A 13887-nucleotide genomic window follows, 5' to 3' on the forward strand; every position below is an offset into this window, starting at 1 on the left:
GATGGGTAAACCGTTCTGCGAGAAGCTTTCGGATGGCACCGGCATCAAGGTGTTTTTGCGTCTGACGCCAAAGGCTTCGCGCAATGCGATTGCCGGGGTTGGCGTTGATGGTAACGGGCAGCAGCAGGTCAGGGCGACGGTTACGGCGGTGCCTGAAAATGGCAAGGCGAATACAGCCCTGATAAAGCTTTTGGCAAAAACGGCCAAATGGCCTAAATCGTCAGTCGAAATTGTTGCCGGGCATACGGACCGCAACAAGGTGCTGGAAATTTCAGGCGATCCGGACGCACTGATTGCGCAACTTCATGAATTGACGGGCGGACAAGACATATGAGCGACGCAAAAATCATCGACGGCAAAGCATTCGCAGCCAAATTGCGCGGCGATATCGCAGCAGAAGTGGCCAAGATCAAAGATGCGCACGGCATCACGCCGGGCCTTGCGGTTATTCTGGTCGGTGAAGACCCGGCAAGCCAGGTTTATGTCCGTAACAAGGGCAAGCAGACCCTTGAATGCGGCATGAATTCGTATGAGCACAAGCTTTCCGCCGATACGTCGCAGGAAGAGCTTCTGGCGCTGATTGCGAAGCTGAACGCTGATCCGAATGTGCATGGTATCCTGTGCCAGTTGCCGGTGCCCAAACATATCGACGATCAGGCGATCCTTGCCGCGATTGATCCGGCCAAGGATGTTGACGGCTTCCATGTCGTTAATGCCGGTGCACTGGCAACCGGGGGCGAGGGATTTGCGCCCTGCACGCCTTATGGCTGCCTGATGCTGCTTAAGGACACGCTTGGTGATCTTTCGGGGATGCGCGCGGTGGTTGTTGGCCGGTCCAACATCGTCGGCAAGCCGATGGCGCAGTTGCTTCTGAAAGAAAGCTGCACGGTGACCATCGCGCATTCGCGCACCCGTGACCTGCCCGAAGAAGTCCGCCGGGCGGACATCGTCGTTGCCGCCGTCGGCCGCCCCAACATGATCAAGGGCGACTGGATCGCGCCCGGTGCTACCGTGATTGATGTCGGCATCAACCGGGTTGAAGGGGCCGAAGGCAAGATGAAGCTGGTTGGCGATGTCGAATTTGAAACCGCATCCAAAGTCGCCGGTGCGATTACCCCGGTTCCGGGCGGTGTTGGCCCGATGACGATTGCGTGTTTGCTCAACAACACCCTGATTTCGGCGTGTCGTGCCAATGGGCTTGCGGTGCCGAATCTTGGCTTTGACAGCTAAGTTATTCGAGTAGAAAATGAGGCAGTCTTTTGAACTGTCTCATTTTTCTAGGTGCTCGTGAAAATATTTTCCAGAGACGAGATAATACGATCCGCTGGCAAAATGGCCTTGCTGTTGGTTGTTTTCACGGGCCTGACCGGGTGCCAAACAAGCAACCCATTGTATCAGACGTTAAAAGATGTCTGCGTTGCGCATATCGGTGACGAAGCAGGTATGAAACTTGCTATTGCGAAAGCGTCCCAATTGGGCAGTCCCGAAGTGACGTCACGCGCTTACAAGCATGTAATGCGCGGCCCAACTGTATTGGAAGCCCGTTGGTATTCCTTTGCAGGATTTGGTGATCTGGTTGTGGCAGATGACGGCAGCTACTGCCGTATCGGCCAGTTTCAGGACGATCCAATAACCGTTCTTGTCAATACAAGAGAGTTTGAAGAGGTCGAGACCTTGAAGAATAAAAGATTACCGAACGGTTATCAGAATGCGTTGCTAAGATTGCTGCCTTCCGGCGCTATTGTGGACGTGTCTGAAGGATCTCATGCCAATTTTCTTCATGTCATGACGCCGGGCCTTTATCTGCGTCAGCGTTCATATGATGATCCGGCGCTTGATTGACTTAACCTAGCGGCCAAACCCACAACAACATTGGCACCCCAACCGCCACCACTATGATTTCAATCGGCAGGCCGAGCCGCCAGTAATCGCCAAAGCGGAAGCCGCCGGGGCCGAGGATCAGGGTGTTGTTCTGGTGGCCGATCGGGGTCAGGAAGGCGCAGGATGCGCCGATAGCGACCGCCATCAGGAAGGCGTCGGGATTGGCGTCGAGTTGCGCGGCACTGCCAATTGCAATCGGGCACATGACGGCCGCCGTGGCGGCGTTGTTCATGAAATCCGAGAGCGTCATGGTGATGATCAGGATCAGGCCAAGGGCAATAATGGCATTCCCCTGTGCGACCCAGTTTAGCAGGAAGCGGGCAATCAGATCGGCCGTGCCGGTGGTTTCCATGGCAGTTGCCACCGGGATCAGGGCGGCAAGCAGGACAATTACCGGCCAGTCCACCGCGTCATAGACATTGCGCGGGGCGACCACGCGGGTCACCATGGCGATCAGAACCCCGATGGCAAAGGCAACGGCAGCGGGCATGACGCCAAAGGCGGCGGCACCGATGGCCGCGGCCATGATGCCCGTGGCCTTTAGCGCCTGTGCATTGTCGGGGATGCGAAGCGCGCGTTGCGCCAGCGGCACACAGCCAAGGCGCGATGCAAAATCATGAATGGCTTCGGGCGGACCTTGCATCAAAAGCACGTCGCCGGCCTTCATTGACATGGTACGCAACCGCGCCATCGAGCGTTGCCCCTGCCGCGACACCGCCAAAAGGTTTACGCCATACCGGGTGCGCAGATGGATATCGGTGGCGGACCGGCCGATAAAGCCGGAGTTCGGCAAAATCGCCAGTTCCATAAGCGCAATGTCATCGGACTGGATCGCGCCGCGGCGGCCATCATCGGGCTTTTGCGTATCGGTTTCGGGCGTGTCAGCTTTCTTTTCGGCCTTTGCTGATTTGGTGGCAATTGTCTTTGTATTTTTGGCTTCCGGGGCTTCCGGTGCATCCGTATCGCCTTTATCTTCCGGTTGTTCCGCCGCCTTTGCCTGTGCCTCCAGATCGCGTAATTCTTCCTCAAGCTTCAAATCAAGGGCGGACAGGGCAATGGCCAGTGCTTCGGGATCGGCTTCGATGATCAGGATGTCGTTTTCATGCAGTTCGCGATAAGGGTTGGGGGCGGGAATGCGTTTTTCGTTGCGGATCAGGCCGATGACCTGCGCGTCGCCCTTTTCAAGTTCGCGGTTTACATCGCGCAGCATCATGCCGATTGCCTTGCTGCCCGCGGCAATGCGCGCCTCGGTCAGGTAGGAACCGGTTTCAAAGCCCTCTGCCCCGGCGCGTTCACGGGTGGGAACAAGCCAGCGGCCAAACACCATGACGAAAATCAGACCAGCGGCGGCCACAACAATCCCGACTGGAGTGTAGTCAAACATCGTAAAGCCGCCCTCGCCCGCCTCGGCGCGGAACCCAGCAACGATCAGGTTGGGCGGGGTCCCGATCAGGGTGGTCATGCCGCCCAAGATCGATCCGAAGGCCAGAGGCATCAGGATTTTGCCCGGTGGCAGGTTCTGTTTGGCGGCGATTTGCAGGGCGACGGGCATCAGAAGCGCCAGCGCGCCGACATTGTTCATGAAGGCCGACAGGATGGCCGCCAGCAGGCTGAGGGCGGCCATGGTGACAACCGGCCCGGCGGATTGCGGTAGAACCATGCGGGTCAGGTTATCGACCGCGCCCGATTGCTGTAGTGCGGATGACAGGATCAGGATACAGGCAACCGTGATCACCGCCGGATGACCGAAACCCTGAAAGGCCCCATCAACCGGCACCAGCCCCGCGACCACGCAACATAGCAGGGATGCCATCGCAACCATGTCATGACGCCAGCGGCCCCACAGGAACATCACGACCGTTCCGACAAGAATGGCAAGGATCAGAATTTGTTCGAGTTCCATGGATGCCTGTCTGGTTGCTTCATCGGGTTGAAAACATGGTCAGGATCAAAGATGGCAGAAACATAGATGCCACAGGGAATAGAAACCGCAGGGAATAGAAACCGGCCATAGGAAACGATCCGACCCACCGAAATGTTCCTGTAACCTCCTGCCATTATTGTCAGGAGGTAGGGGCTGGACCCATTGATTTGATTGGAATGGCAGGTGCTATATTTGCGAAATCCAAGAAAAAGCCCGCCGTGCGGGTCGGTATCCCGGACAAGGGCTTTGACGCCGGAGTTCGCAAATATAGCACCTGTCCTTCGGATCAATCGGATTTGCACGGACTACTTTGTCGCAAAACCTTGAAAGATATATATCTTCCTTCGATTTTGCTTCGCGTATCCGCACAAATCTGATTGACCATTTCAAACAAATCAATGGGGCCAGCCCCTATGTTACCATCACACTGTTTTTCTTTGCGATTTTTCAAAGGCCACCATGATTAACGACAAAGCCGCGATTTCCGTATCCGCCCGGCAGGCGCGCAATCTGGCCCTTGCCGCACAGGGGTTTGATCAGGACGAAAGCCGCCCGGTGACGAAGCGCCGGATCATGAAAGCCATTCGCCAGACCGGCATGTTGCAGGTCGACAGTGTCAATGTTCTGACGCGTGCGCATTACATGCCGGTCTTTTCGCGGCTTGGCGTTTATGACCCGGCGGACCTTGATCAACTGAGCTGGGGCAACGCCCGGCAGCGGCGATTGTTTGAATATTGGGGCCACGAGGCATCGATGATCCCGGTTGAGGATTACGGGCTTTATCGATGGCGCATGGCGGATGCCGCCGAGGGCAAAGGCACCTGGGGGCAGATCGCCAAAATGATCCGTGATCATCCTGAATTTGTGCGCAGCATTCTGGACCGGATCGAAAAGGAAGGGGCACTTGCCGCCAGTGATCTGGAACAGGAAGGCGCATCAAGTTCGAAATGGTGGGGATGGTCGAAAACCAAAACCGCGATGGAATTCCTGTTCTGGAGCGGGCAGGTGATGGCGCGCAAACGGCGCACCAGTTTCGAGCGGGTTTATGACCTGCCCGAACGGATCATCGGCCCGGAGGCGCTTGAACCGCGGATGCCGCGTGCCGAGGCCCAGCGTGCCCTGATCCGCAACGGGATTGCCGCGATGGGGATCGCGACCGAGGCCGATCTTCGGAAGTATTTCCGCCTGCCGACCGACGATGCCAAGGCGCGCGTTGCCGAAATGGTCGAGGACGGCACGTTGTTGCAGGCGAATGTCGAGGGTTGGAAACAGCCGGGATATTTGTGTCCGCATGTCAACCCGCGGTGCCGCGCAAAACCGACCGCCTTGATGGTACCGTTCGATCCGATCATGTGGGAACGCGACCGGGTGGAACGGATATTCGGCTTCAATTACCGCATCGAAATCTATGTTCCCGCGGAAAAGCGGCAATATGGCTATTACGTTCTGCCGTTCATGCAGAACGGCGAATTTGTTGCGCGTGTCGATCTGAAAGCGGATCGGCAGGAAGGGGTTCTCCGGGTGCAGAGCGCACATCTGGAAGACGGGTGTGATGCGGTAACTGTTGCGGGTGATCTGATGGTGAATCTGTCACGACTGGCGCGGTTTCTGGGGCTTTCGGGCGTTGTCGTTGTCCCGTGCAATCCGTTTTCGGTGTGTCTTGGCCGACAAATTCAAGGCTGAAAAGGTGAACGGGGCGAAGGTCCCACAACCACGCCCCGTTCTACCACAGTCCTGACCTGATCGCAGAAGCTTCAGGACAATGCGATCAACAGTTTTACCTGTGCCTTACCAGCAGGTATAACCCCCATCAGCCAGGACAATGGAGCCGGTCATCAGGCTGGACGCGTCGGATGCCAGGAACAGCACAACCGATCCGATTTCCTCGGTCAGGCCAAGGCGGGCCATCGGGGTGCCATTGATCCAGGCGTCATACATGTCCGGCTTGGATTTCACGAATTCATTTAGCGGTGTTGCGATATAGGTCGGTGCAACCGCATTGACGCGCACGCCACGTCCGCCCCATTCGGCAGCCAGCGATTTGGTCAAATGATGCACGGCGGCCTTGGATGCGTTGTAATAGGCCTGTTCCTGCGGTTTGTTGACGATGAAGCCCGACATGGAGCCGACATTGACGATCACGCCGTTTTTCTTGGCCAGCATCTGTTTGCCAAATTCGCGGCAGCACCAGAATGTGCCGTTCAGGTTGACGTCAATGACGTTGAGCCAATGTTCATCGGTGACGGTTTCGGCCGGGGTTTCGGAACGTGCGATACCGGCATTGTTGACCAGAATATCAACGCCGCCTTCACGGCCCATTTTTTCGGCACTGGTGCGGACCTGATCAGTGTTGGTGACGTCCATGATGTCGATATCGGCGGTGTAACCCTTTGATTTCAGGTAATCACGGCCTTCTTCGGCGACGCCTTCGCTGATGTCACCGATAATGACATGCGCGCCTGCTTCTGCCAGTGCCTCGCAGCATGACAGGCCAATTGCGCGACCGCCCCCGGTGACATAGGCGCGGCGTCCGGTAAGATCGAACTTTTTGAGATACATTTTGGTCTCACATTCTTGTGGTGGTCAGGCTGGGTCGCATGGCGTATGGGGCAATGCGATCCGGTTTTTTGAAAGTCTCAGGGGTTTCCAAGAGCGATACCGTTCGCATCAAAACGATGGATGCGGTCCTGTTCCGGGGTCAGCCAGATTTTGTCATGTTCGCCCAGCGGCACTTCGCCGGTTGCGCGCACCGTCATCGGGCCAAAGCCGTCGGCATTGACGTGCAGATAGGTTTCGGCACCAAGATGTTCGGCAATCTTGACGGTTGCGGGAAGATCGCCGCTTTCGGTACTGACCGCGACATGTTCGGGGCGAATGCCGACTTCGTGGCAGTCATATTTTCGGGCGTAGTCGCCACCGAGGAAGTTCATTTTCGGTGACCCGATAAAGCCCGCGACAAACTTGTTGGCGGGATTGTTATACAGTTCCATCGGTTTGCCGACCTGTTCGACCCGGCCGGCCTGCAACACGACGATCTTGTCGGCCATGGTCATGGCTTCGACCTGATCATGGGTCACATAGATCATCGTGGTTTTCAGTTCCTGATGAAGGCCGGTGATTTCAAGGCGCATATTGACGCGAAGGGCGGCATCAAGGTTTGACAACGGTTCGTCAAACAGGAAGGCCGCCGGGTTACGCACAATCGCACGACCGATTGCGACACGCTGGCGCTGTCCCCCGGAAAGCGCGCCGGGGCGGCGTTCCAGATAATCCGTCAGGTTAAGGATTTTGGCCGCGTTCTGGACCTTTTCATCGATGACGGCCTTGCTTTCCCCGGCCATTTTCAGGCCAAAGGCGATGTTGTTATAGACCGTCATGTGCGGATAAAGCGCATATGACTGAAACACCATCGAAAGACCGCGTTTTGCCGGTGCCTCGTTGGCGACGTCGGTACCGTTGATCAGGATTTTGCCATCAGTGACGTCTTCAAGACCGGCGATCAGGCGCAGCAAAGTGGATTTGCCACAGCCCGACGGGCCGACAAAGACAACAAATTCACCATCATTGATATCAAGGTCCACACCCGGAATAACATCCAGCGTTCCGAAGGTTTTCTTGACTTTTTCCAGTCGGATAGCACCCATTTCGGTGTTCCTTCTTGTTGAATTTCGATCAGGCGGCGGTTACTTGACCGCGCCAAATGTCAGGCCACGAACAAGCTGTTTCTGCGAGAACCAGCCGATGATCAGAATCGGTGCAACCGCCATCGTCGATGCGGCTGAAAGCTTTGCCCAGAACAGCCCTTCGGGGCTGGAATAGGAGGCAATGAAAGCGGTCAGCGGGGCAGCATCGGCGGTGGTCAGGTTCAGGGTCCAGAAAGCTTCGTTCCAGGCCAGGATGATGTTGAGCAGCATGGTCGATGCGATGCCCGGAACCGCCATTGGCAACAGCACAAAGATGATTTCCTTGGGCAAAGTGGCCCCATCCATGCGGGCGGCTTCAAGGATGTCGGCCGGGATTTCCTTGAAATAGGTGTAAAGCATCCAGACCATGATCGGCAGGTTCATCAGGAACAGAACCATGATCAGACCGAACCGGGTATCAAGCAGGCCCCAGTCGCGAAACACCAGATAGATCGGGACCAATACGCCAACTGGCGGCATCATCTTGGTCGACAGCATCCAGAGTAGGGCATCCTTGGTCCGTTTGGTCGGATTGAAGGCCATCGCCCATGCGCAGGGCACGGCAAAAAGAAGACCCACCAGGGTAGAGCCAACCGAGAGGATCACCGAATTCATGGCAAACCGGAAATAATCGGACCGCGCCTGTACCTCGGCATAGTTTTCGAGCGTCCAGTCAAACGAAATGAAGCTTGGCGGGATCGATACCGCTTCAAGCTCGGTCTTGAAGCTGGTCAGGACCATCCAGAAGATCGGGAAGAAGATCAGAAGCCCGACAATCCAGGCAAAGATCGAAAAACCGATATGGCCAAGGGCTGTTTGTTTGTTTTCCATCTCGTGTCCCCTACCTGTCCAGGTTCTTGCCAATGAGGCGGATCAGGAAGATCGCCACGATATTTGCCAGAACGACAGCGACGATTCCGCCCGCCGATGCGCCGCCAACGTCGTATTGCAGCAGGGCCTGCGTATAGACGAGGAAGGCAATATTGGTGGTTGCAAGGCCGGGACCGCCGCCGGTTGTCACGAAAATCTCGGCAAACACGGTCAGCAGGAAGATCGTTTCGATCAGCACGACCACCGTGATCGCGCGGCTGAGATGGGGCAGCGTGATATAGAAGAAAATCGAAACCGGGCCGGCACCATCCATCTGGGCAGCTTCCTTCTGATCGCGGTCAAGCGATTGAAGGGCGGTCAGCAGGATCAGCACGGCAAAGGGCAGCCATTGCCACGATACCATGATGATGATGGCCGTCAGGGGGGCTTCGGAAAACCAGTCGATTGACTGGAAGCCAAGCGAATTGGCGATCCAGGCAAACATGCCCGATACCGGATGCATCAGAAGGTTTTTCCAAACCAGCGCATTCACGGTCGGCATGATGAAGAAGGGGGCAATCACCAGCAGGCGCAGGATGCCACGGCCGAAAATCGGCTGATCCAGCATCAGGCCCAGCAGAACACCGCCGACCACCGTGATCACAAGTACCGATCCGACGAGCAGAAGCGTATTGGCCAGCGACGCAAAGAAGGCCGGGTCGGTCAGGAAGAATTCATAGTTCAGCGTACCAACCCATTCTTCCATACCGGGCGAAAGAAGGTTGTAACGCAGGAACGAAAAATAAATTGTCATGCCCAACGGCACGATCATCCACAAGAAAAGGGCGATGATCGACGGTGCAGACATAATGCGCCCGGTCAGGGTAGAGGACCGTGTCGACATGATGTGCTCCCTGTTTGAAGTCCCTGTTGCCTCGATCCGGATGGAAAGAGGGTGGCGGTCAGAAGTGCCGCCACCCCAAGTTCATCAGGTCAAGGAGGCACAGGCCAGAATTCATTGCACTAGGTGCGGCATCCTGGCCCGTCATGCATCAGTAGTAACCAGCCTTGCGCATGGTGCGGTCGGTGCTGGACTGTGCGGATGCAAGCGCATCTTCAACAGTCGAGGAACCGGCCAATGCGGCAGAGAACTGCTGGCCTACCGTGGTGCCGATACCCTGGAATTCAGGGATCGCGGCAAACTGAACGCCGACATAGGGCTTCGGCTTCATGGTCGAATTGATCGGGTCGGCACTGTCGATGGCGAGAAGGGTTTCGTCAGCGAACGGTGCGGCTTCCAGATATTTCGGGTTTTCGTACAGGGACATACGGGTACCCGGCGGAACGTTGGCCCAGCCTTCTTTGGAGGCTACGAGTTCCAGATAGTCTTTCGAGGTTGCCCAGGCGATGAATTTCTGGGCGGCTTCGACTTTCTGGGAGCCGGTCGGAATGCCAAGGTTCCATGCCCAGAGCCAGTTTGCACCAGTGCAGGTTTCAGCACAGGGGGCTTCGGTGAAGCCGACCTTGTCGGCAACGGTCGATTCTTTGGGGTTGCTGACAAAGGATGCTGCAACGGTTGCATCAATCCACATGCCGCATTTGCCCGAGTTGAACAGCGAAAGGTTTTCGTTAAAGCCGTTCGACGTTGCCCCCGGAGGACCATATTTGCCGAGGATTTCGACATACATGTCGAGGGCGTTTTTCCATTCGGCACTGTCGAAGGTCGGGTTCCAGTTCTCGTCAAACAGGCGCGCGCCATAGGCATTGCCCATGGTGGTGATCAGCGCCATGTTTTCGCCCCAGCCAGCCTTGCCGCGCAGGCAGATGCCATAAACACCGTTATCCGGGTCATGAAGCTTTTTGGCGATGTCGAGAGTCTGGTCCCAGGTCAGGCGGCCATTGATCGAAACGCCTGCTTTTTCAAACAGATCGGTGCGGTACATCATCATCGAGCTTTCTGCGTAGAAAGGTGCCGCAAAAAGCTGATCATCCTTGCTTACCGCAGCGCGGATCGCAGGCATGATGTCGTCGGTATCGTAATCGGCACCAAGTTTATCAAGCGGTGCCAGCCAGCCCTTTTCCGCCCAGATCGGAACCTCGTAGGTGCCAATCGTCATGATGTCATACTGACCGCCCTTGGTGGCGATGTCGGTGGTGACACGCTGACGCAGGGTGTTTTCTTCGAGCGTAACCCATTCAAGGGAAATGTCGGGGTTTTTGGAGGTGAAGTCATCCGTCAGCTTCTGCATGCGGATCATGTCACCGTTGTTCACGGTAGCAATGGTAAGTTTTGTTTCGGCATTGGCGGAGAATGCGACACCGCCTGCCAACAGCGCGCAAAGCGCTGCTCCCGTTACGCGTTTCATAGTTCCTCCCAAAGGACTGTGTACCCGATGGGCAAATTATCTTGCCCGTTTGATCATTTGTTCAGGTAATGAGCATTCACTCAATTTAAGGATGCCTTGTCAAACGAAATCGTTTTTGCGCTGCAACAAGAAAACCCCGCCAAAAGCTTTGGCGGGGTTGATTTCTGTATTGATTCAAAACGTGTTTTGCGGTGCCTAGCTTTGCAGCAAAGCTTCGGCAGTGGCTTCGTCGGTGATCAGTGTGGTGATCAGTTTGCCGCGCATTGCCCCGCGAATCGCGGCGACCTTTTTGGCCCCCTTGGCGACGGCAATCGTGTTTTGCGCGGGAATATGGATTGGCGCACTGGTGACGCGGTGATTGACATCGTGATCAAGGATCGCGCCGTTTTCATCAAATGACCAGCTGACGACTTCGCCGATACCGCCGTTTTTTTGCAGGGATTGCAATTCATCCCTGCTGATGAAGCCATCGATATAAAGCGGTGCATCGGCGCCAAGATCACCCACCCCGACAAAACGCACATCGGCCTTGGCGGCAAGATGCATGATATTGTCCATCGGCGGCTGTTGCTGCATCTGGGCGCGCACCTCGGCACTTTCGACAATTACCGGGATCGGCAATGGATAGTGAGGCGCGCGGGTGCGATCCGCCAGATCGGTGACCGCATCATAGAAACTTGCAGCCCCGTCATGGGCAATGGTCCCGACAAGGGATACGATCTTGTGATGGCGGGCATCGACGCGTTGAACTTCATCGACCATGCCGCGCATCGCACGCCCGGTGCCAATCGCAATGATCTTGGGATCGGGGGATTGCAGAACGCGTTCAAGATAGGTCGCGGCCGTCTGCGCCATGCCAAACATGGCATCGGGGGCGGCGGGATCGGTCGGCACCACTTCGCAGTTGGCTAGGCCAAATTGCTCGCACAGCGATGCAGCCAGTTCCATGCAGCGCGCAATCGGATGATCAAGGCGGACTTTGACCAGACCTTCGCTAATGGCGGCCGATACCAGACGCTGTGCGGTCGGACGCGAAACGCCAAGTTTGGTGGCGATTTCGTCCTGGGTGTTGCCGGCGCAATAATAAAGCCAACCCGCGCGGGCGGCTTCGTCAAGCCTTGCAGCTTCTTTGCGTGTTCGTTTTACCATCCCTGAAAACTTGTTTGTTGTTGTTTCAGTTTCTTTTCCCTAGCTCTTTTTTGCATGCAAGGCTAGGCATTTGGCTTTTTGCCAGTGAAAATGGGTATTGCCAGGCAGCAGAATGGCGCGAACTTCGATTTAGTTTGATAATCATTATCATTTTCATTAATCATTGCGATTATATCGACGGCCGTCCGCACTTATTGGCCGGTTTTAATAATGATTGAGGCGCTTTTACGTGTCGGACCCGGATAACAGGTTAAAGCTATTTCTTGCTCACGAGGCGGCGCTTGTCGAATATGCTGCGCCGATTGTCGGTGATCGCGGGCGGGCCGAAGACATTGTTCAGGAAGCTTTCATCCGTTTTAATCCCGGTCATGAGAACGGTGGCAATCCAGAGAGTACGGATTTGCGGCAGCCGGTAGCATATCTGTATCGGATCGTTCGCAATCTGGCGTTTGACTGGGTGCGTCGGCGGGCGACAGAGCGTCGCTACGAACATCTGGAAACGACCGAGCATGAATTAGCAGAAAGTGTGTCTGTTTCCCCTGAACAGGAAATTATCCGCAAGCAAACCGCAATTAGCGTTCGCAATGCGTTGGCCATGCTTGATGAAAAAACCCGCCTTGCTTTGGAAATGCATCGTATACACGGTAAAACCTTGACCGAGATCGCGGCGCACTTTGATATATCTGTTGCTACGGCGCATCGATTGATCCGTAGCGGGATCGTCCAGCTGACCCTTGCATTGACGCATGAGGATGAGGACGCGTGAAAAAAGCATCGGATCATGAAAAATTAGGCCGTTCTATACGTCACAGTATTGGTGGGATTCAAAATGAAGAGCCGAATTGTCCACCCGAAGGCGTGAGAGAGAGAATTGGCGTGACCGACGCAGAACGCAAATTGGTTTATGAACAGGCCGCCGACTGGTTGCTTGAACTTGAGGCAGCCCCAAAGGACGCCGGTTTGCGACAGGCATTTGAAGCATGGGTTGACGCACACCCGGTACACGCCAAGGCTTGGTCTCGAGTGGCATCAACCTGGTTTGCACTTGGCGAGCCTGTGGAACCCAAGGCCGTTGGGCATGTGTCTGCGCCTTCAAAAGCTGTTCATCGGTCAAGAACAGACAGAGGCACTATCGGTCCGAGCCGCGAAGCGTCAATCTGGAGACGGATTCCGGTACGGGGACGGGTGGCTTCGGGAGTTTTTCTTGCTCTAGCGGTGCTGGCGTTCCTGCCCTTTGCCGAGAGGTTGCAGTATGATGATTACACGACCGGTATCGGTGAAACCCATCTGGTGACGCTTGATGATGGATCGATGGTTTATCTGGCACCCGATAGTGCGATTGATGTTGATTTCACGCCAGACCAACGTTTGTTGCACTTAAAAAGGGGGGAAGCCTTTTTTGATGTGAACAAAGATCCTGCACGTCCTTTTAAGGTTGAAACCGACCATGTGACGGTCAGCGTTGTCGGAACCGCCTTCGATGTAAGTCTGAGTGATGACAGTCTTGCGGTTGAAGTCGAACACGGCATTGTCAGTGTTCACAACAATGCGGTTTCCGGACTTGAGCAGGATGATTTGCGACTGACGGCCGGCCAATCGGTATCCATTGATTTCGAGTCAGGCAAAGCTGACCGTTACAATGCACCTGCTGAAATGATCGCCGAATGGCGTGAGGGATTGCTGATGGTCGAGGGTGTAACAATCGGCGATGTTGTGGATACCTTGCAGCGTTACAAATCCGGCTGGATCGTTTTTGGTGATCAGAAATTGTCAGAGGGGCGTGTCACAGGTCTTTATGATCTTCGTGATCCGGACCGGGCTTTGAACGCCTTGGTCAAGGCCCATGACGGGAAGGTTACGCAAGTCACACCGTTCCTTACGGTTTTGTCATTTAAATAAGGCCCGTTGACCGGCCGCCTTTAAAAAATTTCCAAAAAATGATCCCGGCGTGAAAAATCGTCATCACTTCTGCGTCTATGTCATGAAAGTGCGAATTATTTGCACTTTGAGCATCTACAAGCAGGAGTGATCTGTAAAATGGGGGGACGGAAAATATCCGTTTCGGATGGATATC

At 55.4% G+C, this 13887-nt stretch carries 13 protein-coding genes; 6 read left to right on the forward strand and 7 right to left on the reverse strand.

Annotated elements, in window-relative coordinates:
- Position 1: 1 nt before the first annotated feature.
- The 3 genes from P8T57_RS11020 to P8T57_RS11030 all read left to right on the forward strand — a co-directional run bounded on the left by P8T57_RS11020 (position 2) and on the right by P8T57_RS11030 (position 1842).
- Positions 2 to 334: a DUF167 family protein gene (locus P8T57_RS11020; RefSeq protein ID WP_063093666.1), complete on the forward strand. Its 333-nt coding sequence runs from the start codon at positions 2 to 4 to the stop codon at positions 332 to 334.
- On the forward strand, positions 331 to 1230 hold the full coding sequence (gene folD / locus P8T57_RS11025; protein WP_037990490.1) for a bifunctional methylenetetrahydrofolate dehydrogenase/methenyltetrahydrofolate cyclohydrolase FolD: 900 nt from the start codon (positions 331 to 333) through the stop codon (positions 1228 to 1230). Before P8T57_RS11020 ends, folD begins: the two co-directional genes overlap by 4 nt.
- A 102-nt stretch (positions 1231 to 1332) precedes the next feature.
- Complete coding sequence (locus tag P8T57_RS11030; RefSeq protein ID WP_341363120.1) at positions 1333 to 1842, forward strand: hypothetical protein; 510 nt, start codon at positions 1333 to 1335, stop codon at positions 1840 to 1842.
- A gap of 1 nt (position 1843) precedes the next feature.
- On the opposite strand, the gene P8T57_RS11035 is transcribed toward P8T57_RS11030, so the two are convergent.
- On the reverse strand, positions 1844 to 3784 hold the full coding sequence (locus tag P8T57_RS11035) for an SLC13 family permease (RefSeq protein ID WP_341363121.1): 1941 nt from the start codon (positions 3782 to 3784) through the stop codon (positions 1844 to 1846).
- A 480-nt stretch (positions 3785 to 4264) separates the two neighbouring features.
- Here P8T57_RS11035 and P8T57_RS11040 point away from each other — a divergent pair, with 480 nt between their 5' ends.
- Positions 4265 to 5488, forward strand: a complete 1224-nt coding sequence (locus tag P8T57_RS11040; RefSeq protein WP_341363122.1) for a crosslink repair DNA glycosylase YcaQ family protein — start codon at positions 4265 to 4267, stop codon at positions 5486 to 5488.
- Positions 5489 to 5593: 105 nt separating this feature from the next.
- Here the strand turns inward: P8T57_RS11040 and P8T57_RS11045 are convergent, their stop codons facing one another.
- The 6 genes from P8T57_RS11045 to P8T57_RS11070 form a co-directional block, all read right to left on the reverse strand.
- Positions 5594 to 6364, reverse strand: coding sequence for an SDR family oxidoreductase (locus P8T57_RS11045; protein ID WP_007089149.1), 771 nt, complete (start codon positions 6362 to 6364; stop codon positions 5594 to 5596).
- Positions 6365 to 6441: 77 nt separating this feature from the next.
- Entirely contained in the window at positions 6442 to 7449 is a 1008-nt protein-coding gene (locus tag P8T57_RS11050) for an ABC transporter ATP-binding protein (RefSeq protein WP_071240881.1), read from the reverse strand.
- A gap of 39 nt (positions 7450 to 7488) precedes the next feature.
- The gene (locus tag P8T57_RS11055; protein ID WP_051682277.1) at positions 7489 to 8319 is read right to left on the reverse strand and encodes a carbohydrate ABC transporter permease; all 831 of its coding nucleotides are present in this window, start codon (positions 8317 to 8319) and stop codon (positions 7489 to 7491) included.
- Positions 8320 to 8329: 10 nt separating this feature from the next.
- Positions 8330 to 9202 carry a sugar ABC transporter permease gene (locus P8T57_RS11060; RefSeq protein ID WP_062951631.1) on the reverse strand — a complete coding sequence of 291 codons (873 nt, stop codon included), beginning with the start codon at positions 9200 to 9202 and terminating at the stop codon, positions 8330 to 8332.
- Positions 9203 to 9350: 148 nt separating this feature from the next.
- The gene (locus P8T57_RS11065) at positions 9351 to 10664 is read right to left on the reverse strand and encodes a sugar ABC transporter substrate-binding protein (RefSeq protein ID WP_114093785.1); all 1314 of its coding nucleotides are present in this window, start codon (positions 10662 to 10664) and stop codon (positions 9351 to 9353) included.
- Between the two features lie 195 nt (positions 10665 to 10859).
- Complete coding sequence (locus P8T57_RS11070; RefSeq protein WP_063093672.1) at positions 10860 to 11813, reverse strand: sugar-binding transcriptional regulator; 954 nt, start codon at positions 11811 to 11813, stop codon at positions 10860 to 10862.
- Positions 11814 to 12042: 229 nt separating this feature from the next.
- Here P8T57_RS11070 and P8T57_RS11075 point away from each other — a divergent pair, with 229 nt between their 5' ends.
- Positions 12043 to 12579, forward strand: a complete 537-nt coding sequence (locus P8T57_RS11075; RefSeq protein ID WP_341363123.1) for a sigma-70 family RNA polymerase sigma factor — start codon at positions 12043 to 12045, stop codon at positions 12577 to 12579.
- Positions 12576 to 13712 (forward strand): FecR family protein, encoded by a 1137-nt coding sequence (locus P8T57_RS11080; RefSeq protein WP_341363124.1) that lies wholly within the window; start codon positions 12576 to 12578, stop codon positions 13710 to 13712. The genes P8T57_RS11075 and P8T57_RS11080 overlap by 4 nt, the downstream gene beginning before the upstream one ends.
- Positions 13713 to 13887 lie beyond the last annotated feature (175 nt).

Source organism: Thalassospira sp. SN3W, from assembly GCF_038070535.1.
In the GTDB taxonomy this organism is placed as follows: domain Bacteria; phylum Pseudomonadota; class Alphaproteobacteria; order Rhodospirillales; family Thalassospiraceae; genus Thalassospira; species Thalassospira xiamenensis.

Coding starts and splice junctions, on each gene's coding strand:
- P8T57_RS11060 (WP_062951631.1), bottom strand. CDS start 9,202: ATGTCGACACGGTCCTCTACCCTGACCGGGCGCATTATGTCTGCACCG.
- P8T57_RS11035 (WP_341363121.1), bottom strand. CDS start 3,784: ATGGAACTCGAACAAATTCTGATCCTTGCCATTCTTGTCGGAACGGTC.
- P8T57_RS11065 (WP_114093785.1), bottom strand. CDS start 10,664: ATGAAACGCGTAACGGGAGCAGCGCTTTGCGCGCTGTTGGCAGGCGGT.
- P8T57_RS11070 (WP_063093672.1), bottom strand. CDS start 11,813: ATGGTAAAACGAACACGCAAAGAAGCTGCAAGGCTTGACGAAGCCGCC.
- P8T57_RS11020 (WP_063093666.1), top strand. CDS start 2: ATGGGTAAACCGTTCTGCGAGAAGCTTTCGGATGGCACCGGCATCAAG.
- P8T57_RS11045 (WP_007089149.1), bottom strand. CDS start 6,364: ATGTATCTCAAAAAGTTCGATCTTACCGGACGCCGCGCCTATGTCACC.
- P8T57_RS11040 (WP_341363122.1), top strand. CDS start 4,265: ATGATTAACGACAAAGCCGCGATTTCCGTATCCGCCCGGCAGGCGCGC.
- folD (WP_037990490.1), top strand. CDS start 331: ATGAGCGACGCAAAAATCATCGACGGCAAAGCATTCGCAGCCAAATTG.
- P8T57_RS11050 (WP_071240881.1), bottom strand. CDS start 7,449: ATGGGTGCTATCCGACTGGAAAAAGTCAAGAAAACCTTCGGAACGCTG.
- P8T57_RS11055 (WP_051682277.1), bottom strand. CDS start 8,319: ATGGAAAACAAACAAACAGCCCTTGGCCATATCGGTTTTTCGATCTTT.
- P8T57_RS11030 (WP_341363120.1), top strand. CDS start 1,333: ATGGCCTTGCTGTTGGTTGTTTTCACGGGCCTGACCGGGTGCCAAACA.